The 26,965-nt window shown below is 50.3% G+C and carries 27 protein-coding genes and 1 pseudogene; 7 read left to right on the top strand and 21 right to left on the bottom strand.

Going from position 1 to position 26,965, the window contains the following annotated elements; translation table 11 throughout:
* The 17 genes from recJ to L691_RS0121400 form a co-directional block, all read right to left on the bottom strand.
* Window positions 1-1,791, bottom strand: a 1,791-nt coding sequence (gene recJ, locus L691_RS0121470; RefSeq protein WP_025692383.1) for a single-stranded-DNA-specific exonuclease RecJ, incomplete at its 3' end; no start/stop codon positions are given.
* 31 nt (window positions 1,792-1,822) lie between these two features.
* Window positions 1,823-2,782: a cation diffusion facilitator family transporter gene (locus L691_RS0121465; RefSeq protein WP_025692382.1), complete on the bottom strand. Its 960-nt coding sequence runs from the start codon at window positions 2,780-2,782 to the stop codon at window positions 1,823-1,825.
* 120 nt (window positions 2,783-2,902) lie between these two features.
* Window positions 2,903-3,799 (bottom strand): protein translocase subunit SecF, encoded by an 897-nt coding sequence (secF, locus tag L691_RS29735; protein WP_051459429.1) that lies wholly within the window; start codon window positions 3,797-3,799, stop codon window positions 2,903-2,905.
* On the bottom strand, window positions 3,789-5,042 hold the full coding sequence (gene secD / locus L691_RS29730) for a protein translocase subunit SecD (RefSeq protein ID WP_036737651.1): 1,254 nt from the start codon (window positions 5,040-5,042) through the stop codon (window positions 3,789-3,791). The genes secF and secD overlap by 11 nt, the downstream gene beginning before the upstream one ends.
* A 229-nt stretch (window positions 5,043-5,271) precedes the next feature.
* Entirely contained in the window at window positions 5,272-5,496 is a 225-nt protein-coding gene (locus L691_RS0121455; protein ID WP_408634783.1) for a post-transcriptional regulator, read from the bottom strand.
* A gap of 208 nt (window positions 5,497-5,704) precedes the next feature.
* Window positions 5,705-6,652, bottom strand: coding sequence for a succinate--CoA ligase subunit alpha (sucD, locus tag L691_RS0121450; protein ID WP_025692380.1), 948 nt, complete (start codon window positions 6,650-6,652; stop codon window positions 5,705-5,707).
* Between the two features lie 33 nt (window positions 6,653-6,685).
* Complete coding sequence (gene sucC, locus L691_RS0121445) at window positions 6,686-7,846, bottom strand: ADP-forming succinate--CoA ligase subunit beta (RefSeq protein ID WP_025692379.1); 1,161 nt, start codon at window positions 7,844-7,846, stop codon at window positions 6,686-6,688.
* Window positions 7,847-7,947: 101 nt separating this feature from the next.
* Complete coding sequence (locus L691_RS29725; RefSeq protein WP_036737649.1) at window positions 7,948-8,169, bottom strand: hypothetical protein; 222 nt, start codon at window positions 8,167-8,169, stop codon at window positions 7,948-7,950.
* A gap of 14 nt (window positions 8,170-8,183) precedes the next feature.
* Window positions 8,184-8,705 carry an aromatic-ring-hydroxylating dioxygenase subunit beta gene (locus tag L691_RS0121435; protein ID WP_025692378.1) on the bottom strand — a complete coding sequence of 174 codons (522 nt, stop codon included), beginning with the start codon at window positions 8,703-8,705 and terminating at the stop codon, window positions 8,184-8,186.
* On the bottom strand, window positions 8,702-10,132 hold the full coding sequence (locus L691_RS0121430; RefSeq protein ID WP_025692377.1) for an aromatic ring-hydroxylating oxygenase subunit alpha: 1,431 nt from the start codon (window positions 10,130-10,132) through the stop codon (window positions 8,702-8,704). The genes L691_RS0121435 and L691_RS0121430 overlap by 4 nt, the downstream gene beginning before the upstream one ends.
* 4 nt (window positions 10,133-10,136) lie before the next feature.
* Window positions 10,137-11,246: a C45 family autoproteolytic acyltransferase/hydolase gene (locus L691_RS29720; protein WP_025692376.1), complete on the bottom strand. Its 1,110-nt coding sequence runs from the start codon at window positions 11,244-11,246 to the stop codon at window positions 10,137-10,139.
* Between the two features lie 67 nt (window positions 11,247-11,313).
* Window positions 11,314-11,775 (bottom strand): hypothetical protein, encoded by a 462-nt coding sequence (locus L691_RS33760; RefSeq protein WP_232229244.1) that lies wholly within the window; start codon window positions 11,773-11,775, stop codon window positions 11,314-11,316.
* Window positions 11,748-12,176 carry an arylamine N-acetyltransferase family protein gene (locus L691_RS33755; protein WP_232229243.1) on the bottom strand — a complete coding sequence of 143 codons (429 nt, stop codon included), beginning with the start codon at window positions 12,174-12,176 and terminating at the stop codon, window positions 11,748-11,750. Before L691_RS33755 ends, L691_RS33760 begins: the two co-directional genes overlap by 28 nt.
* 69 nt (window positions 12,177-12,245) lie before the next feature.
* Window positions 12,246-13,118 (bottom strand): MBL fold metallo-hydrolase, encoded by an 873-nt coding sequence (locus tag L691_RS0121415; RefSeq protein WP_025692375.1) that lies wholly within the window; start codon window positions 13,116-13,118, stop codon window positions 12,246-12,248.
* Window positions 13,119-13,145: 27 nt separating this feature from the next.
* Window positions 13,146-14,126: an ABC transporter permease gene (locus tag L691_RS0121410; RefSeq protein ID WP_025692374.1), complete on the bottom strand. Its 981-nt coding sequence runs from the start codon at window positions 14,124-14,126 to the stop codon at window positions 13,146-13,148.
* Between the two features lie 15 nt (window positions 14,127-14,141).
* The gene (locus L691_RS0121405; protein ID WP_025692373.1) at window positions 14,142-15,629 is read right to left on the bottom strand and encodes a sugar ABC transporter ATP-binding protein; all 1,488 of its coding nucleotides are present in this window, start codon (window positions 15,627-15,629) and stop codon (window positions 14,142-14,144) included.
* Window positions 15,630-15,714: 85 nt separating this feature from the next.
* Window positions 15,715-16,692, bottom strand: a complete 978-nt coding sequence (locus L691_RS0121400; protein WP_025692372.1) for a sugar ABC transporter substrate-binding protein — start codon at window positions 16,690-16,692, stop codon at window positions 15,715-15,717.
* 343 nt (window positions 16,693-17,035) lie between these two features.
* Between L691_RS0121400 and L691_RS0121395 the strand changes: the two genes are divergently transcribed.
* From L691_RS0121395 to spoVB, 3 genes are all read left to right on the top strand, one after another.
* Window positions 17,036-17,683, top strand: coding sequence for a Crp/Fnr family transcriptional regulator (locus L691_RS0121395; protein WP_156934313.1), 648 nt, complete (start codon window positions 17,036-17,038; stop codon window positions 17,681-17,683).
* The gene (locus tag L691_RS29710) at window positions 17,677-18,285 is read left to right on the top strand and encodes a Crp/Fnr family transcriptional regulator (RefSeq protein WP_036737646.1); all 609 of its coding nucleotides are present in this window, start codon (window positions 17,677-17,679) and stop codon (window positions 18,283-18,285) included. The genes L691_RS0121395 and L691_RS29710 overlap by 7 nt, the downstream gene beginning before the upstream one ends.
* Window positions 18,286-18,486: 201 nt before the next feature.
* Window positions 18,487-20,175, top strand: coding sequence for a stage V sporulation protein B (gene spoVB, locus L691_RS0121385; RefSeq protein WP_084654349.1), 1,689 nt, complete (start codon window positions 18,487-18,489; stop codon window positions 20,173-20,175).
* Here the strand turns inward: spoVB and L691_RS0121380 are convergent, their stop codons facing one another.
* Entirely contained in the window at window positions 20,176-20,952 is a 777-nt protein-coding gene (locus tag L691_RS0121380; RefSeq protein WP_025692369.1) for a DUF421 domain-containing protein, read from the bottom strand.
* Between the two features lie 214 nt (window positions 20,953-21,166).
* On the opposite strand from L691_RS0121380, the gene L691_RS0121375 reads away from it, so the two are divergent.
* The 4 genes and pseudogenes from L691_RS0121375 (at window position 21,167) to L691_RS34390 (ending at window position 23,906) form a co-directional block, all read left to right on the top strand.
* A complete protein-coding gene (locus L691_RS0121375) occupies window positions 21,167-21,559 on the top strand; it encodes a TIGR04086 family membrane protein (protein WP_025692368.1) in 393 nt (130 codons plus the stop codon).
* Window positions 21,560-21,658: 99 nt separating this feature from the next.
* A complete protein-coding gene (locus L691_RS0121370; protein WP_025692367.1) occupies window positions 21,659-22,498 on the top strand; it encodes a phosphatase PAP2 family protein in 840 nt (279 codons plus the stop codon).
* Between the two features lie 595 nt (window positions 22,499-23,093).
* Window positions 23,094-23,276 (top strand): hypothetical protein, encoded by a 183-nt coding sequence (locus tag L691_RS30835; RefSeq protein WP_051459428.1) that lies wholly within the window; start codon window positions 23,094-23,096, stop codon window positions 23,274-23,276.
* Between the two features lie 125 nt (window positions 23,277-23,401).
* Window positions 23,402-23,906, top strand: a pseudogene (locus L691_RS34390) (transposase).
* Window positions 23,907-24,106: 200 nt separating this feature from the next.
* Here the strand turns inward: L691_RS34390 and L691_RS30820 are convergent.
* From L691_RS30820 to L691_RS0121345, 3 genes are read right to left on the bottom strand one after another with little or no spacing between them, the layout of a single operon-like run.
* The gene (locus L691_RS30820) at window positions 24,107-25,480 is read right to left on the bottom strand and encodes a S8 family serine peptidase (RefSeq protein WP_025692365.1); all 1,374 of its coding nucleotides are present in this window, start codon (window positions 25,478-25,480) and stop codon (window positions 24,107-24,109) included.
* Complete coding sequence (locus L691_RS0121350) at window positions 25,473-25,766, bottom strand: peptide maturation system acyl carrier-related protein (protein WP_156934312.1); 294 nt, start codon at window positions 25,764-25,766, stop codon at window positions 25,473-25,475. The genes L691_RS30820 and L691_RS0121350 overlap by 8 nt, the downstream gene beginning before the upstream one ends.
* A gap of 43 nt (window positions 25,767-25,809) precedes the next feature.
* The gene (locus L691_RS0121345) at window positions 25,810-26,949 is read right to left on the bottom strand and encodes a TIGR04066 family peptide maturation system protein (RefSeq protein ID WP_025692363.1); all 1,140 of its coding nucleotides are present in this window, start codon (window positions 26,947-26,949) and stop codon (window positions 25,810-25,812) included.
* Between the last annotated feature and the right edge of the window lie 16 nt (window positions 26,950-26,965).

Here is a 26,965-nt window from a genome sequence, read left to right as displayed (position 1 = left end):
CCCGCCGGTCTGCGGCAGCAGCAAATTCCGCAGGCGCTGCGTCCTGGCGGCGGCATCCCGCACCCCGCGAAAATCAAACAGCTGAGGCTGAGGGACGCTCAAATCCTTAAGCATAAGCTGAACCTTGCGGGAACCGTTCCATTCATTGATCGACAATTCCGCCAGGACATCGATACCGGTACCTGGGGGAAGCAGTTCTGCCAGCTCTCCCTTGCCGAAAGCGACGGCTTCGACCGTCGCGCCTCCCTGCTGCAGAACCAGCTTCAGATGCCGATTGCCCTGCCCCATCGTACGCGTCTCCTTCACCACCGCTTCCCGCACAATGAACTTTGGCAGCGGATTGCTCATGCCGAAAGGAGCCAGCAGTTCAAGCTCCTCGGCGGCCTGGAGCGTCAAATCAGCCAGCGCATACTCTCCGTCCGCCTCAGTAACAGGCACCAAATGCTCGTCCGTCAGGACGCCTGAAGCGAATTTCTCAAGCGCTGCGGTAAATGCTTCGAGATTATCCAGATGAAGGCTCATGCCTGCCGCCGCCGGATGCCCGCCAAAGTGATCCATGAGCTCCGAGCAGGAGGAAAGCGCCTCATAGATGTCAAGGCCCGGAATGGACCGGGCCGAGCCTTTGCAGCAGCCCGTCTCCGGATGGATATCCAGTATAATCACCGGTCTGTAGTACCGCTCAAGCAGCTTGGAAGCCACAATCCCGACAACCCCAACGTTCCAACCTTCCCCGGCCAGAACGATAATGCCCGGAAGCTTTCCGTCCTTGAGTCTCTCCTCCAAACGGCTAACAGCCTCCGCAACAATCCGCTCTACGACCATCTGCCGCTCTTTATTCAGCAAATCTAGTTCTCCGGCAAGGCGCTCTGCCTCCACGGGGTCATCCGTTGTCAACAGTGACACGGCCCGTCCGGCATGATCCAGACGCCCGCTGGCGTTAATGCGCGGTGCAAGGGCAAAAGCGACATTAACCGCGTCCACACTCTTCACGTTTACGGCGCTCACTTCAAGCAGAGCCCGGACGCCAGGATATTTCGAGCTACGCATGCTCTTAAGCCCCCGGCGCACAATCGCGCGGTTCTCATCAAGCAGCGGCATCAGGTCGGCAATTGTTCCGATAGCTGCGATCTCCGACCATTCTTCCGGAACTTCACCGTCCAGGAGAGCCTGAGCCAGCTTGTAGGCAACTCCCACTCCGGCCAATCCCTTGAACGGATATGGGCAGCCGGGCAGCTTCGGATTAATAAGAGCGTAAGCAGCAGGGAGAACCTCCGGCGGCTCATGGTGATCCGTTACGATAACATCCATTCCCAGCTCGTTCGCATAAGCAATTTGGCTGCATGCGCTGATCCCCGTATCCACGGTGATAACCAGTGAGACGCCCTGCTGCAGCGCCCAATCGAGCGCATGGTTATGCAGTCCGTAGCCCTCAACCGACCGGTGGGGGATATAAATATCGAAAGAAGCCCCCAGATGGCGCAGCAGATGGATCATCAGCGACGTGCTGGATACTCCGTCAGCGTCGTAATCTCCGTATACAAGAATATGTTCCTTTTCCTGCAGCGCTTTTTTAATCCGGGGAACAGCCTCCTTCATCCCTTTCAGCAAGAACGGGTCATGCTCTTCTTCCGTTCCGGCGTTAATAAATGCAAGAGCTTCCTCCGGTGCTGTCATTCCCCTTGCGGCAAGTAAGGAAGCAACCAGTGGAGAAGCAGAAAGACTCCGGGCCAATTCCCTGGATTGAACGGAATCGACAGCCGGAGAGTGCCATTTGGTTTTTGAATACAGCAATGCGGTTCACCTTTCTCTCATGCTAAGCCGGTTATTGCAGCAGTGTCGGCGCTTCGCTATCCGCCAGCTCATAGTTGGTCTTATAGGGATAACCCGGCTCGTAAGGGACGATATCCATATGAACCTCGCTAACGTGGACGAAACGGTGCTGCAGCAGCTTTTTAGCGCAGTCCGCAATTTCGCGGGCTTCCAATACGGTGATTCGCGGATTCACGCTGATGGTCACATCGAGATTCACGCAGCGCCCATCTTCTAGCGCCTTTAAATGCTCTACGCGAATAACTCCATGCACCTTCTGAACGGTATCGATAAAGCTGACCGAGTCCTCATGCGGAAGCTCTTGGCCTTCCTTGCCTTGAATCGTACTTAGAATAAGCAAATACCCTTTACGGAGAATCAGGCAAGCGGCAAGAAGGGCGGCGATCGGGTCCAGGTATAAGAGAGGATGCAGGTAACCTCCGAGCATGGTGGATGCTGCCACGCCAATCAATACGGTCAGCGAAGTATACAGGCTGTAACGGTGGTTATCGGCATAGGCGGCATGACTGCCATTTCCGATTTTTTGGGCCGAACGGTATTGATATTGAAAAATAACTTCTTTCACCAGTAGAGACAAAAAGATCGTCAACAGGGCATGTTCTCCCGAAGGATTCAAATCACCGCTCGTCAAATCGCGGATTGCGGAAAAAGCGATCTGAAGACCGCCCATCAAGATAAGTACTGCAAACACTACGGATAAAACAGGCTCCCGCTTACTCTTCCCATCCCGGGCAATCGGTCTTTTCTTGCGGCTCCCCTTACCTTCGACACGCCACGGGAGAATTTCGGCCAGCTTCGCTGCGGCATCCGCGCCCGAGTATAAGGCATCGGCGATCAAAGCCTTACTCCCGGAAAAATAGCCCGCGCCCCCCTTAACCAAAGCCAGCGCCAAATCACCGGCAATTCCGAGCCAGGCCGCACGCTCTTTTTGAGACAAGTACTTCTCATTCATCTGGGTTCCTCCTTGCCGCTTCCAAATATAGGCGTGTTGAGTATAAAGACCTGATATCTCCCCCAGGTTTTCAAAAGCCGCGTTGTCATGAACGCGGCTTCGTCTGGTAGCTCATTATGCTTAGGCAGGCTTGCTCTTGGACTTCAACTTCTGGTTCTTCTTCAGCAGCAGCCAGAGCGGGCTTGCGATAAAGATGGAGGAATAAGCTCCGAACAGCAGGCCGATAACCATGGCCAGAGAGAACATTTTGATCGACTCGCCGCCAAGCACAAGCAGGAAGAATGCGGCGATGAATACGGTAAAGGCGGTGTAGAGCGAACGCATAATCGTCTGGGATACGCTCTTGTTCACCAGATTTTTCAGATCGTCATAAGTCTTTTGCTTGCCGAAACGCAGGTTCTCGCGAATCCGGTCAAAAATAACGATCGTATCGTTGATTGAATAACCGATGATCGTCAATACCGCGACAATGAATGTCAGGTCCACTTCCAGCCGGAAAATGGAGAATACGGCAACGACCATGAACGCGTCATGGATAAGAGCGACGATCGCAGCTATCGCAAAGCGCCACTCAAAACGGATGCTGACGTAAACAATAATGCCCAGGCAGGAAATGAGAACCGCATAAATCGCGTTGCGGGCAAGCTCCTTGGCCATTTCGGTATCGACGGTGTTGATTTCAAACGACGCCTTGTCGTCAAGCTTGGTAATGGCGCTCTTCAGCGCGGCATCCTGCTGGCTTGTCAACTCTTTGTCATAGCGGATGGTCACGCGCTGCGTTCCGGGTGTAATATCCGGCTCGTGATCCGTTCCAATGTTAGCGACAGCCGTACGAATCTGGTCCACCGTCAAATTCTTGGAAAGGGAAACGTCAACGTTGGAGCCGGCTTTGAAATCGACGCTGTAGTTCAGATTGAATATGGCCAGGAATATGATCCCCAGAATCGTAAGCGTGATAGAGAAAATATAAAAATACTTGCTCAAGTGAACGTAATCCAGCTCTTTCTTAAAGCGCACTGATTTCACTCTCCTTTACCCCGAATTGCTTCGGCTTACTCAGCTTGCCGGCCTTAACCAGCATATTAAGCAGCCAGCGGGCGAAATAAAGGTTCGTAAATATGCTGAGCAGAATTTCTACAATCAGCACGAGCGCGAAGCCTTTTACCGAGCCTGTACCATAAGCGAACATGACGGCCGCGACGATAATCGTGGTGATATTCGAGTCCATAACGGTACGGAAGGAGGACTTGCTGCCTGCCTTGACGGAGGACATGATGCTCTTGCCGCTCCGCATTTCTTCCCGAATCCGTTCATTTGTAATAATGTTGGCGTCAACCGCCATCCCGATCCCGAGTATGAATGCCGCTATACCCGGAAGCGTCAAGGTAAAATCGGCAACCACGAAGACCAGGATCAGCAGCCATGTATGCAGAATCAAGGCAAAGCTGGCGATCAGGCCAGGAACACGGTACATGCCGATCATAAAGATTAGAATAAATACAGAACCAATCAGGCCGGCTCGAACCGTCTGATCCAGGGACTGCTTGCCAAGAGTCGCCCCTACGCTTTGGGAGTATTTCTCCGTCAGCTTCAGCGGCAGAGCCCCGAGATTGATTGTATCGGCCAACTCACGAGCACTTTCAAGCGTATAATTTCCAGAAATAGATGCGGTACCGTCTGTTAATACCGCTCTTACCACAGGGGGTTCAGAGAGTGGCGTCTCATCCAGGTAGATCGCTAGGTGCTGGCCGAGCAGACGCTTCGTAATTTCCGCAAATTTCTGTTTATCTTTAACCTTGATGCTGATTTCGATCTGATTCAGGTTGTCGCGGCCGACGGTCGCGGCGTTCTCCACGAAGTCGCTGCCTACCAGTTCGATTTTGCTGTACGTTCCCGGGGCGTCGCCTGGGGCGGCGCTGCGGAAAGTAAGGACCGCGGGTTCCTTCATCTTCTCACGAACCTCAGCCTCATTGGTAACACCGGCGATTTTCAGACGGATGCGATCCGTTCCTTCGGTGGTAACCTCAGGTTCGCTTGTTCCCAGTACGTTGGCCCGTTTCTCCAGGCTTGCAGCGGTCTGCAGCAGAGAAGCCCGGGTCACTTCTTGGCCTTGCTCGGAAGGCTGGGCTTGATACAATATTTCGAAGCCGCCTTTCAAATCAAGACCCAACCGCACTCTGTCGAGCAGCCCCGGAGTCGATACCGCCATAACGGCCGCCAAGACTAGCACGGTAATGATAAAGCTCACAAGTCTTTTCATGCTCTTGCTAGTTCCCCTTTCTTAAACTCAATATTCCTATTATAGCGACGCACCAAATGAGCGTCAATTCAAGCAAAGATGAACAACTTCCTCCATATTATCAAAAAGAAACGGCGGCTTCAGCCGCTTTTGTTACAATGCGGCAAGCCATCCGTTCCCAGAGAAGCTATGAAGTCGGCGCTTTTTTACTTTACGCCTGTGTGAAGCCGTTTGCAAAAATCCCTCGTGATTATTTCAGTCCTTTATAGGCGGAAATAGTCAAGTAATTCATGTAAGTTGTCACTTTCAAAGAATAGATATCATTCACAATTCTATGGATCTGCGGCGTTCCTTCCTTGGCGTAATTGCGGCTGACACACTCCCAGATATCCTTGGCGGTTACATATTCATATCCGAGAAGCCGGAATTCCTCCGCCTTGCTGCGGCACATGGCTTCGATATCCTTGTCCAGCATCTCTTGATTATGGTGCTCCGATTCCACGTGTTTACACCTCCCTGGGTCATTGGGCATTGTCCGTAACCTATGTTCTGCCTGCTTAGAAACTAATATTCGACCTTTGCGCGCGCTTTCCTCCCTAAAATTATTCCCCAGAAGCAAAAAAATCAGCCTTTCATTTCCGGACGCTGCCGAAAATGAAAGGCTGCTTGCCTTATGAAAGCCCTTATGCGCGATAAATACTCATCTTGTCCGTACAACTATCCATGATCCCGTGTTCCTCCAGCATCCGGGCAAGCGTCCTGCCGATTTCGGCAGGGCTGGGAGCAATGCGAATGCCGCACGCTTCCAGCCAGGCTATTTTGTCGGCGGCCATGCCTGTTCCCCCGGATATAATGGCTCCAGCATGGCCCATCCGCTTGCCGGGCGGAGCGGTGAGACCGCTGATACAACCGACAACCGGCTTTGTCATATGGGATCGAATCCATTCCGCCGCTTCCTCTTCCGCCGTGCCTCCGATTTCGCCGATCATGACAACCGCCAGCGTGTCCGGATCATCATTGAACAACTTCAGCACGTCGATAAATTCGAGCCCTTTGACCGGGTCCCCGCCGATGCCGACGGCCGTCGATTGGCCGATTCCCCTCGCCGTCAATTGATGCACCGCTTCATAGGTTAGCGTACCGCTGCGCGAGACAACGCCGACATGGCCGGGCATATGGATATATCCAGGCATAATGCCGATTTTGCATTCACCTGGCGTAATGACGCCCGGACAGTTCGGGCCGATCAGGCGCGTGCATCGACCCTCCATATAGCGGGATACCTTGATCATATCAAGGACGGGAATGCCTTCAGTAATGCAGATCACCAATTCCATTTCCGCATCAACGGCTTCCATGATGGAATCGGCGGCAAAGGTAGGGGGAACGTAGATAACGCTTACCGTGGCTCCCGTTTCGGATTTGGCCTCGCCGACCGTGTTAAACACAGGAACCCGCTTCACCCCTCCGTCCTCAAGTGTAAACCGGATATCCGACCCACCTTTGCCGGGCGTAACGCCCCCAACGATCCGTGTTCCGTATTCCAGCGCTCCCCTCGTGTGAAAAAAACCTGTCGCCCCTGTAATTCCCTGTGTAATAACTTTCGTGCTCGCGTCCACCAAAATGCTCAAAACCAGATCACATCCTTCTGTGCCGCCAAATAATTATTGTACAAGAGAGACAATTTCTCGCACGCTGTCCTCCATCGAATCAGAGGAGATAATGCCGATGCCCGAATCCGCGAGAATCTGGCGGCCAGATTTCGCATTTGTACCTTCCAGTCTCACAACAAGCGGATGAGATAATCCGACTTGCCTGGCCGCTTCCACTACACCGCTCGCAATGACGTCGCAGCGCATAATGCCGCCGAAAATGTTAACAAGTATCCCTTTGACCCGGGGATCGGACAAAATGATCTTGAACGCCGCCGCCACTTTGTCCGCCGACGCGCCGCCGCCCACATCCAGAAAATTGGCGGGCTCTCCCCCGTGCAGCTTAATCATGTCCATGGTTGCCATCGCCAGTCCTGCTCCGTTCACCATGCAGCCGATGCTGCCGTCCAGCGAGATATAGCTCAGACCGTATTCGGCCGCCTCGGTTTCTAGCGGATCTTCCTCGTTCGGATCATGGAGAAGGGTGATATCCGGCTGGCGAAACAGCGCGTTCTCGTCGATATTCAGCTTGGCATCCAAGGCCATCAATGCGCCTTCGCCGGTAATCACCAGCGGATTAATCTCCGCAATGGAGCAGTCATAATCGATGAACGCCTTATAGAGCGCTTGCATCAGCTTCACCGCTTCACCGAGCTTTTCACCGGGGATATTGATGGCGTAAGCCAGTCTCCGCGCCTGGAAAGTCTGTATGCCTATAGCCGGATCAATCGTTTCTTTATGGATTCGTTCGGGACGGGAGGCGGCGACTTCCTCAATGTCCATCCCCCCTTCCTCCGAGCCGATCATTACGACGCGGCGGGAGCTTCGGTCCACGACCAGACCGAGATAGTACTCCTTCGCGATGGAGCAGCCATCCTCAATCAGCAGCCTTCGCACAATCGTTCCTTCCGGACCCGTCTGATGCGTTACCAGCGTCTTGCCCAGAAGCTCTTCCGCATACGCGCGGACCTCTTCGAGGCTACCGGCGATCTTTACGCCGCCGGCCTTTCCCCGTCCGCCCGCATGAATCTGAGCCTTCACTACCACTACGGGGCTTCCCAATGTTTCCGCGGCCCGCATCGCCTGCTCCACGGTGAATACCGTGTGGCCGGGAGGTACGGAAATCCCGTAGGCTTTAAGCAACTCCTTGCTCTCATGTTCATGAATATTCACTGCCTGTATGTCCTCCCTGGAATGCGACGGGCGAACCCGTATACGGGCCGTCTGCCTGTTCTTTTTCATTCAATAAATGCCCACCAATAGCTGCGAGAACGTCATTTCCAGCGAATCGACGGATTGACGATCATTTCCTGGATATGGACAGCCAATGTGGTCAGACTGCTTAGTTCCAGCGGGTCCATATAGCAAATATATCCGGTCGACAAATCTTCGATCATAAGGCGCGGGCCATTGCCGCTCAGGTCTTTCTTCAGTCGAACATGGCCAAACTCATTCAGCAGTTCAAATTCCGTTTCTTCGTCTGTCCTATTTTTCATCCCGCAGCCTCCTGTCATAAAATAAAAGATATATTCCCCACAGGATAATTTGAGCCCATCAGATATACCGTCTTCTTGCGGATGCGCATTTCTTCCAATCTTCCGTCTCCGGTCGTCAACACATGCTCGAAATGTCCCGCATATATCGATTGCTTCCGCTTCCGGTATTCAACGACGCAGAAGGAAGAATAGACGGTCACGCTGTCCTCCCCCAGGTCCGTTATGATAATATTCGAAGTATGCCTCGACGTCTCGGAACGCGGCTCCTGCGGATAGGCAATCTCCTTCTGCGACGTTTTCACCCGGTCCTTAATCCGGTGGATGTCCTCATAGATATGCGACAGCATCTCCCGGGGATCGTCACCACGCTCTACAGGCAGCCAGTAGATGCCGTCCATGGCCCACAAATTGACCCAATCATCATATCGAAACGCATCCAGCAATTGATTTTCTTTCGCCAGAAACGCCGTTGCTTTGGCCTGTAAAGCGATCATTTCCTCATCGCCGACGTTCAACAGTCTGGAAACTATCGTCATGACCGGGCCACCTCTTCCGATGATATTTTGCCGCAGTCTTGCACCTCTTTTTCCCCACTCATCACTTTGAGCCAGTATTCCCATATTTTGCGGATGCACAGTTCATCGGTAATGCCGGCTTCCATCAGTCCATCGCTGTCAATTCCCTGGCGGTTCATTCCCCGAGTCAGCAGCGTCCATGGATTTTTCTGCGCCTCCATGCCTTCCTGAATGCGCTCGAACATCTCATAGTCCTCCTGCCCGCCCCAGGCGGACAAACCGAAGAAGCCTTCCCCTCCGCGCATCCGGTGAATATTAAATTCATCCGGCACGCCCTTGAACCACGGAATGTACACCTCCACGTCCGTCTTGTTAACCGCCACCGGCCGCAGCACCCGGATGCTGAGCGGCGTAATTTGCAAATTCGGAAAGATCGACATATGCGAGCCGCCAGACGCCAGCAGTTCTTTCGCCCGTTCCTCACCGTGCGCCTGAACCATATCCGCAATATAACGTTCAATGGCCTCGTCGGACATTTCCGGATACACCTCCCAGGCTTTGCTTCCGTCTCCCTTTGTATCCGGGTGCGGCATAACGGCCAGGATCGACTGCTCCAGTTGCGTCGGAATCTTCAGCCCTTCCCTTTCCGCACGCCGCTTTCTTTTCTCCAAATAATCAATTGTGCAATGGGCGGGCCCGCCGAGATATCGCTGCCGCTCGCCGCTATCCGGGCCACCGTCTTCCCATACCCCCATCTTTCTCGCGCTGCCCAGCCGTTCGGCAATGAGGTTCATCCAGTTCTCATGTGTAAAATGCGGGTGGTAGCCGTCCGCGCTCCCGTTCTCCAATTGATGCTTCCAGTTCGCGTTCACATCCGTTTTAAGCACACCACGCCTTACATCAATTTCGCCAAGCGGCGAAAGGTTGAAGAAATTGTCAATATACTTCCGGACCGGCTCGGGAAGATATTCCTCGAACGGCATGGCGTTCTCGCTCAGGCTGGCGAAGATTAACCCCCGGTACTCGCCTGTCACCGCTGCCTCATCCAGACCGTATTCCACTTTGTTGAAGTCGTCCCCATACCCTTTCGGGAAAGGAACGCCGATCAGTTCGCCACTGTTCTTATACGTCCAACCGTGGTACGCGCATCTGAAGAACTTGGCGTTCCCTTTCTGAAACTGGCATACAGTCGGTCCTCTATGCTTGCAGCGGTTCATCAGAACCCGGATCTTCCCGTCCTGTCCCCTGCTCATAATCACGGGCTGAAGCCCAATCGTCGTCGTCTTGTAATCGCCGTTTTCCGGCACTTCGCTTGCGTGTCCGACATACACCCAGCCCTGATGAAAAATTTTCTCCATCTCTTCATTAAAAATGTCCGGATCAATATAACATCTGCTGTGTACGCGCTCTTCGTAAACCAATGTGTTGTAATCAATGGATTGGCTCATTAGATCAACTCCTTTGCTTCGACATATTCGGGTTCATAAGTTCAAACAGTACAGAGCACGGAGTTCCTTCCGCTACCTTCATCGTGCGTTTGTCCAGATTCATAATGACCGCAAACTGGGTAACGCTCATATGAAGCGGGTCGTCCGTATGGCGGCAAATCGAGTCTGGATAGCAGGTATGATCCGACAACAGTTCCCGGATCGCCGTCTCATCCAGCCGTTCTCCGGCAGAACGCTCTTTCACTGAGGCGAGATACTCCTTCATTGTTGCCAGACGGGAATACGAATGCTCCGGAATGATCAGGTTATCCTTGCCGATCTTCTCGATAAGATCGTTAGATAAAAAATGGTTCGTGTGGGGGATCGCGCCATCCGTGCTTTCTATGCGCGACGATCCGGCGGGGGAAGCCTCTAGATTTACCGCGCGCTTCGCGCCCGTCTCCCAGTGGGATTCCGCCATCAGAAAATTGGCAGCAGTCGCAAGTTGATTGCCGCCCACTTCCGCCAGAGCGTGCTCGATATCGGGCGAATCCAGCACAGCGCGTAGACCGAGATGCACCGGCAGCTTACCCGGATGCGCTTCCCGGGCGCGCAGAGCGTTCAGACAGACGCCGACGCCGCATGCGTTCATCCCGATTTTGCCGATCATTCCCGCCTCGGTCACCATATCAATAGCCGGTTTTCCGTGCCGTTCAATATGAAGAAACAACAAATGTCTCTTGAAGAAACCATAGAAATCCCAGTTCTGCGCCAAGATCGTATGCCGGGAAACAGGCGGTAGAATCGCGATGCTGCTGCAGCCATCCTCAACCTCTCCCACCGCTCCCTGGGTCAAAGCAATCTCACTTCGCGCGTGAAGGGTTAATATATCTTCAAAGTCTACTCCGGCTCCGTAAGCCACGCCTGCCATTTCCTCCATGAAATCGGCATACCCGCTTTCAATGGCCGGCAAGAAAAGCTTCGCGGTTTGCCGGGCATCTGCCCAGCTTATCCGCGCCTGTTCGTAAAACAGGCGCTCATACAATTCCAGACTGAGCAACACTTCCTCCTTGCCCTGCTGGCCATGCTGCACTCCGATTTCGCGCGGAGTCCCCTGCAAAACAAGCTTTTTCACCCAAGTACCACCTCTCTGTTCTGAACCAACATCATAGCCGGAATGCAAAGGCCGGCGGTATGTTTCATTAGACGGATTTGCCGGAATCAGGATCGTCCGGCGGCAGCGAGAACGCCGCTTCCTCGCTAATTCCAAACTGCTCTACCAGCATCCGGCTTCTCGCTTCATCACCGTCCAATTCAACAACGGTGATTTGACCGTCTTCATGGAGCGTAAAGTGCTTGTGACGGCCAATCGTTTCGCCACGTCCATTTATATTTTTTCGAATATATAAACTGCTGTTGAAGAGGCTGTAATTTCGCGTATTCTCCCATCGTTCCTGCAAGTACGCCATAGGAACTTTATCCACATTTAGCTTGCAGGTTAATTCCTTGGTGCTATGACCCATTCTGAACACAATATCCCAAAGCCCTTCCTCATTGGGAGCGGCATGAACCGTGAACGGCATCGGTCCGCCCGCCGACGGACGGTCGGGATACAGCGGAACGACCTCATCAATCATCATAATGCCGTCCACGAGATAATCCATTCCTCCCAATGTCGCGCGATGACCGTGCCGTGGCTCGGGCCGTTCTCCGGCGGTGTCAGTCCGACCATAGAGCCTGCTGCGGCGCGAACCGGGAACCCGATCGTTTGCAGCAAGCTGTATAAACCTATTGCATGAGTCCAGCATGTGCCGCCTGTCGAATGCTTCAGGAAAGAATGAAAGATTTCAACGGGATTGCCGATTGGTAGCGGCCCGGTCCGCCCATTGCCGAAATAAAACCGTTTATGAATACTGTCCTGCGGCACATGCGCGCACCAGGCACGGTACAGCGCGTTCAAGCTTGTCAGATTAATGTCGGGCCATTGATTGAATCCCAGTCTTTCCAGCACAGCTTCGGCCAGCTCCCTGCTCAGCTCAAGCTGCTGCGTTTCGTTATTCAGCACTGATAACACTCCTCTCCTTTATCGCTTGTCCTCCCGGCTTACTACCGCCCGCTGCCGCTGGCGATAAGCTTACATGCCCCCCGTTGCCGGGTAGGCAATAGACGCTCTGCCAAAGCGGTGCCGCAGCGCATCTCCGTATACGGGCAGAAACTTGTACACTTCCCCCTTTACCTCTCCGGTGGCAATTTGCTTCGCACAGGCAAGCAGTTCAGTCAAATATCCTGTATCAAGCGGAAGTTGCGAGTTCCACCTGTCCTGCGGATTGGAGAGGTCGGGAGCGTGACCGGGATAAATCCGGTCAAATTCGCCGACGCGCTGCAACAGCTTTTCCAAGCTGAGGATATATTGCTCTACCGATGTACTCTCGGGGAGAAACAACAGGATCGTTGATGTGGCGATCATGTCCCCGGCGAACAAATACTTATACTTGGAATCCAGAAAAGCCACATTTCCGGCTGAATGTCCCGGTATTTCAATAACCTCAAGCCGCCTGTCCCCCAGCTCAATACACTGGCCTTCCTCCAGCGGCAGCAGCTTCGTCTCCGGCAAATCCATACTGCACCACTGCTCGAATGAGTCCCTGTCCATTTCCGGATTTGCCTCGATAATGCTGTCAAGGTACAGCCGTCTCACCTCAATGTTCATAGCGGACGACGCCATTAATCCGATGTCTTTAACCGGCGCGAAGACTTCGGGAAATTGATAATTGCCGCCCGCATGATCGGGATGCCCGTGCGTATTGACGACAATCAGCGGAAGGGACGTTAATTTCCTCACCTCCCGGGGAAGGTCGGCCATCCCTGTGCCGGTATCGATCAAAAGCGCGCGATCTCCGCCAACCACCAGATAGGAGAGCACAAGACCGCGATGGTCGATTGCCCATACGTTATGCCCGACCGGCGTTATTTTGAACCATACTGATGCCGTTTTTGCGTCAATCATCGTCCGCTTCCTTTCCTGTGCTTGTCGTTAAACCGATACCCGGACCGCCTGAACCTGCTCGGCCCTTTTCGCCTTTCTACGCTTATGCTGAAGGCTGTCCAGCGCAATCGCTCCAATCAGGACGATGCCTTTAATTATGCTCTGGTAATAATCGCCCACATTCAGGAGAGTCAGCCCGTTGCTGAGGACGCCGAGAATGAGGACGCCGGTAATGACGCCCGATATTTTCCCTTCCCCGCCAAGGATGCTGACGCCGCCCAGAACGGCCGCAGTCAATACATCGAACTCCAGCCCGACCCCGGCGTTCGGCTGCCCGGAGTTCGTTCTGGACAACAGGACGATGCCGGCAATGCCGTTAAAGAAACCGGTAATGGAGAACAGAATCAATTTAATTTTTGTCGTATGAATGCCCGATAACCGCGCAGCTTCCTCGTTGCCACCAATCGCATAGACGTAGCGGCCGAAATAAGTCTTCGTCAGGATAAAAGCTCCCAGCGCGGACAGCGCAATCAGAATCAGGACCGGAATCGGAATAGGACCCAGATAGCCTTGGCCGATGAGGGAAAACTGCTGCGGAAATCCGAAGATAGCCATCCCTCCGCTGATCATTTTGGCTACACCGGCGAAAATAATCATCGTGGCCAGCGTAACCATGAGCGGGTAAATTTTCAGCTTTATGGACAGATAGCCGTTAATCAGCCCGACGAGCGTTGTCGAAGCTATGCCTCCCGCCACGGCAACAACCGGGTGCATGCCGCCGTTCACCATCAGCCATGAAGTTAAAATGCATACAAGCGAAATCTGGGAGCCGACCGAAAGATCCGGTATGCCCGCGATCATGACAAAGGTCACGCCGATTGCCGCGATCCCCAGAACGGACACTTGCCGGACGATATTCAGCAGGTTGGTCGTGGACAAGAAGGCTTCCGATGCCAGCGAGAACGAAACGAACAGCAGGATCAGCACCAAATAAATGCCGTATCTCCGAAAAAAATGAATGAGATTCATAACGTTCCTCCGTTATTAATGATTGGAAGCGAGTTCCATAATGCGTTCCTGGGCAAACTCGGATTTCTGAAGCTCCCCGGTTTTCCGCCCTTCACACAGAACAATAATTCGATCCGACATCCCGAAGATTTCTTCCATATCGGACGAAATCATAATAATCGCCACGCCGCTTTCAGCCAGACCGCACATCAATTTATAAATTTCCTGCTTGGCCCCTACGTCAATTCCCCTTGTAGGCTCATCGAAAATCAGCACCTTGCAGTTTCTCGCCAGCCACTTAGCCAGCACCACCTTCTGCTGATTGCCGCCGCTTAAGTTGTTGACCAGTTGGTCCAGCGACGGGGTCTTGATGTGCAGGCTGTCTTTATACTGCTGGGCAAGCCGCTGCTCCAGGGCGCTGTTCACGAGACCAAACCTGGACAAGGCCCGCAAGTTGGGAAGTGAGATATTCCGCTTCACGCTGCTCCTGAGAATGACGCCCTGCTGCTTGCGATCCTCCGGAATCAGCCCGATCCCGAGCGCAATGGCGTCCCTGGGTGATCGGATTACCACATCCTTGCCTTCCATCCGAATCCTGCCGCTGTAAGCCGGCTCCGCGCCGAAGATGCTTCGGACAAGCTCGGTTCTGCCCGCGCCGATCAGACCGGAGAAACCAAGGATTTCTCCCCTTTTCACGCTAAACGAAATATCGCTGAAGCCATAACCCGATAATTGGCTGACTTCCAAAATTGTTTCCACCGGTTCAACGTGACGGGCAGGGTACGTCTCTGTAAGCTCTCTGCCTACCATCAGACTAATCAATTCCCCGCGATTGGTTTCCCCGGTATTCATCGTGCCGATATATTGACCGTCCCTCATGACCGTGATCCGGTCGGCGATTTCGAACAGTTCCTCCATCCGGTGAGAGATATAGACAATCGTCACCCCCTTGGCCTTCAGCGCCCTTACAATGTCGAACATGGCGCCGACTTCACTGAGCGTCAGCGGAGCGGATGGCTCATCCATCACCAGCAGCTTGACATCTTTGGAAATGGCCTTGGCGATTTCCACGATCTGCTGCTGGGCCGGGGACATATCGCGCACAAGCGCAAGCGGGTTCATCTTAATATTCAGGCTTGCGAACAATTTCTCAGTTTCCTTAATCATGGCCTTCCGGTTAATCGTAAATCCGTTGCCGATCATGTCCCCCAGAAAAATATTCTCGGCTGCCGTAAGCGGAGGAATCAGATTAAACTCCTGGTAAATGACCTGAATGCCCAGCTGCTTCGCCAATCGGGGATTCATTTGATCATAAGTCTTGTCTTCGATTACTATTTCCCCTTCGTCGGGAGCGTGCGCCCCCGCCAGAACTTTGATCAACGTTGATTTGCCCGCGCCGTTCTCCCCCAAGAGGGCATGAACCTCTCCTTTACGGAAATCAATCGATACATTGTTCAGGGCCAACACCCCGGGAAATCTCTTGGTTATCCGTCGCAACGACAGGACCCCGCCCGTCTTCTGCATGCCGCCGCTCCCCCTTTCCACCGTTTAATCTGGCCGTGGATGGACATTATCCTCAGGCCAGTGAACGAAAACCCGGAGCGCATCCTTAATACTGATTTACATTGCTTGCATCCACGATCGAGATCTGAGTATAGATATACTTGTCAATTTGTTCGCCTTTGGCAAGCTTCATTACGCTGTCAACTGTCATTTGAGGAACGAATTTAGTGCCGAAATCAAGCGTTGCCCGGAAGACTCCCCCTTCCTTCAGCTTCGCGATTCCTTCCGGTGTCGCATCGCTTCCGTTAATATAGAACATATCGGAGGCCCTGCCCGCACCTTTCACCGCTTCATAGGCTCCAAGCCCCATCTGATCGGAAATCGTGGCGATCACCTGAAGCTTTGGATTGGCGAGTAAAATGTTCTCCGCCACTTTCTGCGCATCCGCAGTCGTTACCGCCTCCTGCTTGGCCACAATTTTCGCGCCCGGAGCATTCGTCCGGATCGCTTCCTCCATGGCTGCCGTTCGATCCGCCATAATGGGAACACCCGTTGACACGATCATTCCGACTTCGGCATTTCCCCCAAGCTTCTCGTTAATCCATTTGGCGGCATTCTCTCCAAGCTTCCGGCCAATCATCTTGTTGTCGGACATAATGACCGCATCCGCGTTTTCCTGATCCTGTCCGAAGGAAAAGACTTTAACTCCGGCTTCTCTTGCGCTCTTCAGCGAAGATTCGATTCCCTTCGGTTCAACCGCGGCGACAATAATGACATCTACTTTGGAGGCCACCATATTCTCAATATTGCCGATCTGCTTGTTCAAATTGTTGTCGGCCCCTGCGACCATCAATTCCGCCCCTTGCTCGCCAAGCATTTTTTTGAGCGCGTCGATTTGCTGGATAAAGAACGGATTGGTCATGTCCGGGACGGCAAACCCGATGGTGATTTTGTCATCCTGCGCCGAAGTGATGCTGGTGCTTGTCGCGCTCCCGCTGCCGCTTTTGGCTCCGCATGCCGTAATGAGCAGCATCAAGGCCAACACCGGCAGCCAAATCATTGTGATCTTCTTGTGTGAACGCATTAACGTATCTCCTCCCGAATGCATAATTTTAAAATTGCGAATCTCTTTTTTTAAATACTCAGGCGAACAAGCTCGTAGAAGATACCCCCTTGCTCATGTTATTAAAAATGACATTATCCAATCTCAAACTCAGTATAATACATTTAAATTCGCAAAACTGTAAACAAATTAACGTTATTAAGGTATTTTATTACTTGCATTTTTGTTTTGCATTCCATTTACAATTGTTTTCTCTTTATATTGATAACGTCCATCGTTATAATGTATAACATAATCTGTACAGAAAAATCCCAACTGCGGCGTTGTGTACGACAAGAATAAAGTTCAAAGGAGCCACATCATTATGCCGGACATTTCAAGCCCCTGGGAAATGTATCTGAATTATGGAACTCGGCGGTTTTATAAGGGACAGACGATGATTTTCAGACAAGGGGAGATGGGAGAGGGATTTTATTACCTGCATCGTGGTCTGGTTAAAATAATGACGTCCACGGCAAAAGGCAACGATCGTATTCTGAACATCATGCTGCCAGGCAAAATAGCCGGGATCAATGTTCTGGATCGAACGCCTCACATCGCAACGGCCATAACTGTCAATGATTCTGTCCTCTATTACTTTTCTGTTGAGCAAATGGTGGAGCTGATGAATCGTCACCCGGATTCCGTTAGTCTGATTACACAAACCGCTGTTCGGCACATGCGGGTTCTGACACAGGAAATTGTGATGGACTCCCTGACCGCCGAACAACGCATCGCTTATGTCCTGCTGAAAATTTGCCATGAATTCAGAGAATACCAGATTCTCATGACCCAGGATAACGTAGTCAACTGTACTGGCCTGACACGCATAACCGTGTACAAAATTTTAAAAAAATGGGTGCAAAACGGAATGGTGGACATCAAGCAGCGAAAAGTAATCATTCAACGGCCCGATCTGTTGAAAAAACTGCTGCTGGAAAAACACATGCGAAATGGGGGGAGTGTATGCTAAAGCACCGTTATGCATGGCGTCCATTTCTGAAATACGGGCAGTTAATAAAGCTGAAGAAGAACACCGTCATCTTTAATCAGGGCGACATCGGAAACGGATTTTATTACCTGGATGCCGGGAGTATCAAGAAGACGATTTTCGCCGACAACGGAGACGAACGGATTATTTATAACATTGCAGACGGGATGCTGTTCGGAGAAGACGGAATGAACAGGGAGCCTTACCTTGCCAATGCCGTTGCGACAATGGATTGCACCCTATACCATTTCTCGAAGCAGGACTTTCTGGCGGCATGCACCGATGATCCCAATGCGGCCATCATCTTCACCGGTTCGCTCATGTACAAGCTGCGCCTGCTCGCTCAGACGATCAAATTTATGGACAGTACAGTAGAAACCAAGCTGGCCCATTACCTGCTCAGGCTCAAAGCTGAGGTTGATGGGGTTCCCGTTGATCAGACAACGATCGCCAACAGTCTGGGCACTTCCCGGGTTACCATTAACAAGGTGCTGAACAAATGGAAGAAGGAAGGAGTTATTGAAGTATCCAACCGGATGATTTGCATCCTTGATTCGGACCGAATGAAGCAGCTTGCGCAATAGAGAAGCCGCTGCCTTATCCGGCAGAGAAAACAACACAATCAAATATCGCGGATTCATGAAGCACCTTCTTCAACGGTATCGTTTTCACTCATATGCATAAATATGCATACGGGGGCAGAACTTTGAGAGAGAGGTGCTTTTTTCTGGGTAAATCATGGTTTTCCTTCTTTCGTCCCAAAATGTTATGCGGAAACGGCAGTCATGTCCGATCACATACAGCATATCCATTTAGTAGGACAACGTTCGGCTGCCGCCGCATTTTACCCCGGGAAGAAGGAATGCCGTTTGAGGAAACCGAAGAGGCAGAGCTTTATTTATGGAACCTTGATCCTGCTAACAGCGGGTATTGTCAACCGGATGCTGGGCTTTATTCCGCGCATCATTCTGCCGCGTGTAATCGGAGCCGAAGGCGTCGGCTTGTACCAGCTTGGATATCCTTTCTTTTTAGTGCTTGTAACTGTCATAGCCGGAGGAATTCCGCTCGCTGTTGCCAAAATGGTGGCGGAAGCCGAGAGCAGAAATCAGCCGGAGCGGTCGCGGCGCATCCTGCATACGGCTCTGGCAATCAGCGTCTCGCTTGGCATTCTGTTTACAGGAATCGCCCTGGCCGGAGCTTCCTGGGTATCCACCTCAATTCTAACGGACAGCCGCGTATATTACACTTTTATCGCCATGACCCCGATGCTGTCCATTGTCGCCGTTTCCGCCGTATACCGTGGGTATTTTCAGGGTCTGCAGAACATGATTCCCTCTGCGCTGTCTTCCGTTCTGGAGACGGTAACGCGTATTATTTTCATGCTGTGGTTCTCGTGGCTGCTGCTGCCCAAGGGCATTTCCTTTGCCGCGGCAGGCGCAATGCTTGGGGTTACCGTAGGTGAAATTATGGGGATGCTCGTGCTGCTGATTAAGTACCATTTTGGTGAAAAAAAGGACAACCCGCAGCCTGGCCAGCAAAAAGGTGCGCCGGTCGAGACTGCGGAACAACCTCCCGGCGAAGGTAACGCTGTCCACAGCGAAGGAATATGGAGACGCCTGCTTGGCATTTCCGTTCCGGTAACTGCCGGAAGACTTGTCGGCTCGTTCTCTTATTTGCTGGAGTCGATTATTACCGCCCGCAGCCTGGCCATGGCAGGAATTGCCACTTCGCTCGCAACCGCCCAGTATGGCTCACTTCAGGGAATGGTTATCCCTCTGATCCTGCTGCCAGGGGCGCTCACCAGTGCACTCGCCGTCTCGCTGGTGCCCTCGCTGTCCGAGGCCTCGGCCCGCCGCGATCTTCGGGCGATCCATAAACGGATTCATCAGGCGCTGCGCCTGGCCCTGGTAACCGGTGCGCCATTCGCTGTAATTATGTACGTGCTCGCCTCCCCGCTGTGCAGCCTGCTCTATGGCAGCCCAGATACCGCTCCAATGCTGCGAATGATGGCTCCGTTCGCCCTGTTTCTGTACGTGCAGGCTCCGCTTCAGGCGGTGCTTCAAGCAATGGAACGGCCGGGGACGGCATTATTCAATACGCTGGTCGGGGCGATTGTAAAAATTCTGCTCATCCTGCTGCTTGCTTCAAGGCCCGAGTACGGAATCAATGGCGCTCTGATCGCCATCATCGTCAACAGTATTCTGGTCACCCTGCTGCATGGGTTCAGCGTCGTCAGATTGATTTCTCTTCGCTTGAAGCTTAGCGATCTTGCTAAGACAGGCGCGGTAATGTTGATTATGGGCGCCGGCGTAAAGTATGTACACACCCACATATCGATAGCCGAGGCACAGTGGGTGCAGTTTCTGTTCGCCTCTGCTCTAGGCATGGCGTTTTATCTCGGCATCTCGCTGCTGACAGGACTGTTTACACGGCGTGATCTCGAGAAACTTCCGCTTATCGGCCGCTGGCTGTAGCTACTTGGAGTGGATATGATCCACATAAAGCTTACCCTTATGGTCGATTGAACAGAGAAACACATCGCGAAAATCCGAGACGCCTTTTTGCCGAATCTGATTTCTTAGCCAAAACCGTGTTTTTCCGATCATTTCCAGATTATCGTCTTGTACCTTGCCATCCATAATCAGCGGCACCGGCAGCCCTTCATACCGGATTTTATCTTTGGGAAAATCTTGAACAGACGCACTGCCTTCCGAGCCGGTGCTGCTGCCGAAACGGTTACTGCGGGAATTACTATCGTATTTGCTGTTACCGGAACGATTGGAAGAGGAGACGTCATTACTTTTCTCGATCACGGTCAACTGGCCGGTTGGCTCCAATATCGCAAATTCGACATCGGCCGGACTGGTAATATTTTGCCCCCTTAGCTGCAGAAGCAGGTCATCAATATTATATCTCAGTTTACGCATTTCCTTGCGCTGAATTTTGCCTTCCGCAATCAGAATGCTCGGTTTGCCGTCTATGAGCAGTCTAAGCTTACGGCTCTTCAGGCTGAACTGGGCCAGCACCACCTGAACTAGAACCAGCGTCACCATCGGCACAATACTGTCATACAGCGGGCGCTTTATATCTTCAATGGCGAATACGGCAATTTCGGCGATTAGAATGGAAATTGTAAGGTCGAACAGCGACAGCTTTCCAATCTCCCTCTTACCCATAATTCGCATGCTCAGGAAGATGAAGAAATACATCAGCAAAGTCATAAAGAGATGTGCGCTGATATGCCGTATCATATGGCTTCGCTCTCCTTTTTCGGGTCCTCCGAACACCAATAAGCGCCGGACGGAACAATGTAACCCTATTCTGACCGCGCAGCCCATGTAACATTCGGGAAGTCCGCGCTCAATTACTGGTAATGCCCTTCGGGCTTTCATGTACTATTGGGGCAAGCCGTCTCATAGTATGAAGTAACTGATTTTACAACCTGTAAAAAGAGGAGGTTAAACCATGCATTTGCTACGGACACTGTTCTCACTGAAAATCGGGAGCCCCGTCCTGTCGGGCCTGTGCCGCGCTTTTCTGTGGATGCTGCTGGGAGCTTTCATTCTTTCGCTGCTGCTCTGGGGAAGCGGTCTGAGCGAACAGGATCTCTCTTTGTACACCTACGTTGTACATGGACTGGCTGTCGCCTTCGGAGGCTGGACGGCGGGAAAGCGAGCGATCCGCAAGGGGTGGTATCAAGGCAGTCTTACCGGAGGTTTTTACGGAATCATTGTATTGGTTATCGGTTTTTTGGCTTTGGACAGCCCGCTGAAAGCGGTCGATCTGCTGTGGATAGCGGCTGCTGCCGTCATCGGCGCGCTTGGCGGTATGTTTGGAGTTAATTTTCAAAAAGCTTAATTATTCCATTTAAAAAATTAAAACGCCGCTTCCCAAAATGTGATACACTGTCTTCATCCTACTGTTGTTTTCCTCACATTCAAGGAGGCTTCGAACGTCTTGCTTTATCATTCTATGAATACCGTTTCTTGGTTTACCGTAGTCATCGTCTTTCTGCTGATCGGCCTTGTGACCCGCCGCAATCCGTTTGCGCCGATCTATTATCTCGCTAAAGAGCTGCTGCGGTCCTATAAATTAGTGCTGCTCATCGCCGGAATGTCCGGCGTGCTCGCTCTTAACAAGTATGAATTGCAAATCGAGAAGAATTTGCATCTCACTTCCGATTTTACCGGCTTTGTGTATGGTCTCGAAGGGCATTTTGTTCAGGGATTACAGCATCTGTTCTACGCTCCATGGCTGACCCCGATTATCGTGTTCTTTTACGTGTTCATGCTGCAATCGGTGCTCGCCGCATCACTTGGAGTGTATTTGATGGACAAGAACCGTCTGATGGTCTATGCAACCTGCTACGCCGTTATCCTGAACTACGCGATTGCCATTCCTTTTTACCTGTATCTCCCTGTGAATGAGGTATGGTCCTATGCTCCGGCGGGTGTCCGGTTCGTCATGCTGGATGTATTTCCAAAATTTGAACAGGAGTACCGGGCATTGTCCGGACTTAACAACTGCTTCCCCAGCCTGCACACTTCCATTTCCTTGACAACAGCGCTGCTCGCTCTAAGATCGGGCAACCGGCGCTGGATGATGGTTACGTCTGTTTCGGCCGCCGTCATTATTTTCGGCATCTTCTACCTTGGCATTCACTGGCTTACCGATATGATGGGCGGTACTTTACTGGCCATTCTCTCTTCTTCGCTCGGCGTTCAACTTGCCAAGCTTACGCTCCGCGAGAACGAGGTTACGCTGCGTGTCGGAAACGAAGCTACCCCGATGCGGTAAACGGTTAATAGGCTACAGTCGTCCTTAAAGATTCGGAAATGATGAAGAACTTGCTAGAGTATAGGGCTGGATTCATAACCAGCCCCTCCTTATCAAACCGTATATGAGGTTTTCCCTCATAGGACTTTCCAATGTTCTTCTACCATGGGCATACAGATTACAATAGCGTTTTGAGTTCATACATTCTGGCGACACCCGTGACTTTTTTCCATGAACTTATCCATCATTGGTGTTGCCGTTTCTTAGCATACCACCGCGCAGTCGCTGAAGGATATGCCAGTCCAACTTGGCCATTCTATTCTGGCTGTACGCCGTAAAGTAATAATTCCGCCAGCCTTAAATTTTCAGATTCAGCAACTGTACCTGTTCTTGAAAGGACATTCCTCGCATCGTTGTCGGGGTAGTCTTCCTTCACCACTTCCCGAATACTCGCCTCCGCTTACTTCGTCAGCCGCTGCTGCGTGTGGTATAGTCCTCCTTTTGAGGTTTTCGCACGACTCTTTCGGTGGTGCATTCCCAAGAAGCCGAACCCTTCTTCGCCTGCTCAGAGTTCCATAATCCTCTACCCCGCCTGCTGAAGTACGAGTACCAACAGATGCTCCTTGACGAGCGGAACAGCTACAGCAAAACCGGTCCGGATGCGATGTTCATGCGGATGAAAGAAGATTATATGCGAAACGGCCAGTTGAAACCGGATACAATGTGCAGATCGGGACGGAGGATCAGTTTGTTGCTGGGCTCCAGTGTGCATCAGCGGCCCACGAACACGAGATCCTGAAGCCTCACCTGGAGAAGGCAAGGTGCCGAAGACGATCATTGCGGACGCCGCTTATGGAAACGAGGAGAACTACGTCTACCTGAAAGAGAAGCAAATCCCGGGAATCGTCCAAGACAGGACATACCATAAGGAAAAGAGCTGGGCATGGAAGCAAGACATTAGCAAGGTGGGCAACTGGGACTACAACGAAGAAGAATACTGGACGTGCGCCGGCCGGGCAGAAGCTTACCTTCCAGTACGAGAGCCGCACGCTCACCGAGAGAGGCTATGAGATTCGAACGCACCATTACCGAAGCGAGGGCTGTGCGGACTGCCCGCTCAAGGCAGCTTGCACCAAAGCCCAAGGAGACCGGGAGATTGTGGTGAGGCTGACAATAGGCGCAGAAGAACGAAATGCGAGAGCGGCTGCAAAGCGAGAAAGGATACGCCTTGTCCGTCTGTCGCATGACCCAGCCGGAGAGCGTATTCAGCCAAATGAAGAACGACCGGGGATTTCAGAGGTTTCTGCTTCAGGGCTTGAGCAAAGTTAGCCTGGAGGTCGGATGGCTTTGTCTTGCCCACTACTTACAAAAGAAAGGCGCAATGCAGGAAAACCTTCCGCTTCGTCCCGTTTGCTCATTTCGGCTTTAATTTGAGCACTTCACTTCAATTTAGTGGAGCTTTTGGGACAGCCCCATTTTAAAAACCAAATGTTTCTATCCAATTCCTTCTATATTCTTGGGGAGCGGAATGTAAAGTTCATATGTGCAACCTTTTCTACAACCATGTAAGTCTTCAAGTTAAACAAAACAACCCGAGTCTTTAATAATACGCAACTCAGATTGCTTGAATTAACTTGTCAACACTTTTCTAATATACTTATAGATCCTCTCTATCTTCCCCTTTAATGATTTCCCATTTATAATGGCTACAGCTCTATAATCAACTTGTAGACTATCGGATTTGGTTGGATATGTAAATCTAACAACAATATCAAACAGTTGCCTATTTAGAGAATAACATTCCGAAGGCTTTTCACTACTAAAAATAATTAAGTCGCAATTGTATTTTTTGTAGACGAAAAGAAAAAAATCAACATAATTTACACCATTGGGTAAATATTCGAAGTTGTGTATTGCATATTTTGAGTTATCAGAAATCAATTTAGAATAATACCCGTCCTTATGAAACAATTCATTCAGCCTTAACAAAATATTTGTTCCGGGCAAACCGTTGATTGATAATACAGGTATGGGCAATTCAATTTCAGTTTCCTGTTGGTCTAACCAAGCATTTATACACTCTTCATAAAATGCACTATTCCAAATTTTCAGCCTCTCTTGTCCGTCAATCAAATTATCACCTTCGACAAATGATATTGAATTTAAATTCAGTGTGCTAGCGTTTGTTAAAATCGTTCCAATATGATTTCCTCTTTGGCTTAAATTTGTTATATCAAGCACAGTATTTTGTTTTATCCAATCTGTACTTATAGTTAAATACGGGTTGTAGTCCTCTTTATTATCCCCTTCCGAATAGTCATATAATTCCTTTTTTATTCCCTCTACACCTAAATTAGGCTTCCTTCTGAGTATCTGGTAAACCATGCTCGTTATAAAGGATGCTGCAAAACTGTTCGAATTCCTTGTTTCAAAGTTCTCCCCATTTATTCTGGGAATTGTTTGTCTACCGCTTGTAATTACCTCTATTCCGTCTGCTGGATAAGGATTAAATATATACTGGTTGGGCATAAGGGCTTCAGAGCTTTTCACCCCGATTACATTGGTTAAGCAGGCAGGCAGGGTGAAAAGCTTATTATTATTACACGCAGCTATAACGATCAGGCCACGTTCCGTAACTTCATTTATGCAATATGTAACATCTGCAAAATCCCTAAAATACGTAGTACCCAGGCTGAGATTAACTATTCTGATATTATTCTCGGCACACCAGTATAAAGCCTTGATTAACTGATGTACCGAACCATCAATCTTTTCCCTCTTCTGTAATATTTTAACACTTGAGAGTTTTGCCGCAGGCGCATTCTTTTTTATAATTCCTGCGCATACCGTCCCATGACTCAATAAATGTTGGTCATAATGTTTCCTGTTAGTTGTTATGAGCAAATTTTCGGTTATTTCTTTATTATATTTTAAGGCACCGATATTAAAAATGTCTTCATTAATTCCATCATCAATAATACAAATATCGATTTCGTCAGGCATTTTTCATTTCACTATAAAGGATGACAGAAATATTATTTATAGAGTTAAATGCACCTGAGACAATGTCCTTTTCCTGAATCGAAATCCCAAAACACTCTTCGATTTCAAAATACAATTTCAGCAGATGCCTTGCTCTCATTTGCGCCCTCGGTTCAAGAAAGTTCTGATTGTATTTGTCTTGCCCCCATAAATCGGTATTAATTAGCAATGTGTTCTTTAATATCTCATCCAGTATCTGCGCGATCTCCTCAACACTGATTTCCTGATTTAGAATTCCCATATCCATTTCTCCTCCAACTACTCGCTATAATTGAGAACAACCATAATTTTTAGAAGTTAACTGCCATCTCAATTTCCGATAATTTATCAATAATTAAGTTGGTAATTCTCTCGGCATCCCCCTTTTCCAGAATGTTAAATACAGGAATCTGGGACAAAGCTTTGCATTCTTCTATGCTCTTCTTCATAAACTCCGGATTAAGCGTTAAAGTGCTAATGACATCGGGTTGGGAATTCGTCATTTCCACCCAATCAATTTGCCGATTAGAAATATTGAACGCATCGATTTCCAATCCCAATTTATATTTCACGGACTTAATAATTCCATCCAAATAATCCACTGTATATTTCTCATGAAATAGACTTAGCACTACCGCATCCGGAACAATTGCCTGAAAAATTTCGTATGCCGTAATTCCGAAATCATTGATGATTTTGTTGTTATACCGCATAAAGCCGCCAGGCACGGCCACGATAATTAAGTCGGGCTTCTCCGTTAATTCAATTCTTTTGATGTACCTGTTATAGCATAAAATTTTATCCGACTCACTGATTACTTCTTTCATAAAAGCCGGAAATGAGTGGAATCCCAACAATTCGCAATACGCTCTTGAACCAACCATACTAACCTTATAGCCCATATTTTCGATAGTTGCCTTTAGATCCAACTGCAGCTGAAACTTATTAGTGTGTTCCGCTAAACCAATGACTGCGAGAATGGGAATACGAGAATCGACGATTTCTTTTTTAAATTCCGATTTCATTTGATCTAAAAAATCAGTATGGTCCAGACTGTTTTCCCTATAATTGGTAAAACGGACACCTTTTCTTTCACATTTCTTTTTTATTTCATCTGCTTTCTCATCTACTTGTATAAGAGTAACAATATTTTTCCCGGCTTCAATAGCACTGAATATTTTGGGATAGATCATCTTTTCCAAATGATATGGATTGTCTGCTTCGGCAAAAATAACCGTATCTGCTTCACTCAATATTTCATCAAATTCTTGACTCACAGTTAGGCCTATGAACTCTCCTCCATCTGCATAACTGGCATCTTTGCCGCATAATCCCCAACCGGGCAAAGAGGAGAGCTGAATTTTGTCATAGTTGTCAACGAAGCCTTTGTGTCTTAACAAGGGAGTAAACTGCGAGTCATACGGATAGATTAATACACTTTCTTTATTCAAAGATATTCCCTCCATA

The organism is Paenibacillus zanthoxyli JH29 (genome assembly GCF_000520715.1).
Taxonomy (GTDB): domain Bacteria; phylum Bacillota; class Bacilli; order Paenibacillales; family Paenibacillaceae; genus Paenibacillus_AQ; species Paenibacillus_AQ zanthoxyli.
The sequence above is the reverse complement of the archived record's forward strand: the minus strand, read 5'-3'. Positions and strand labels throughout refer to the sequence as shown.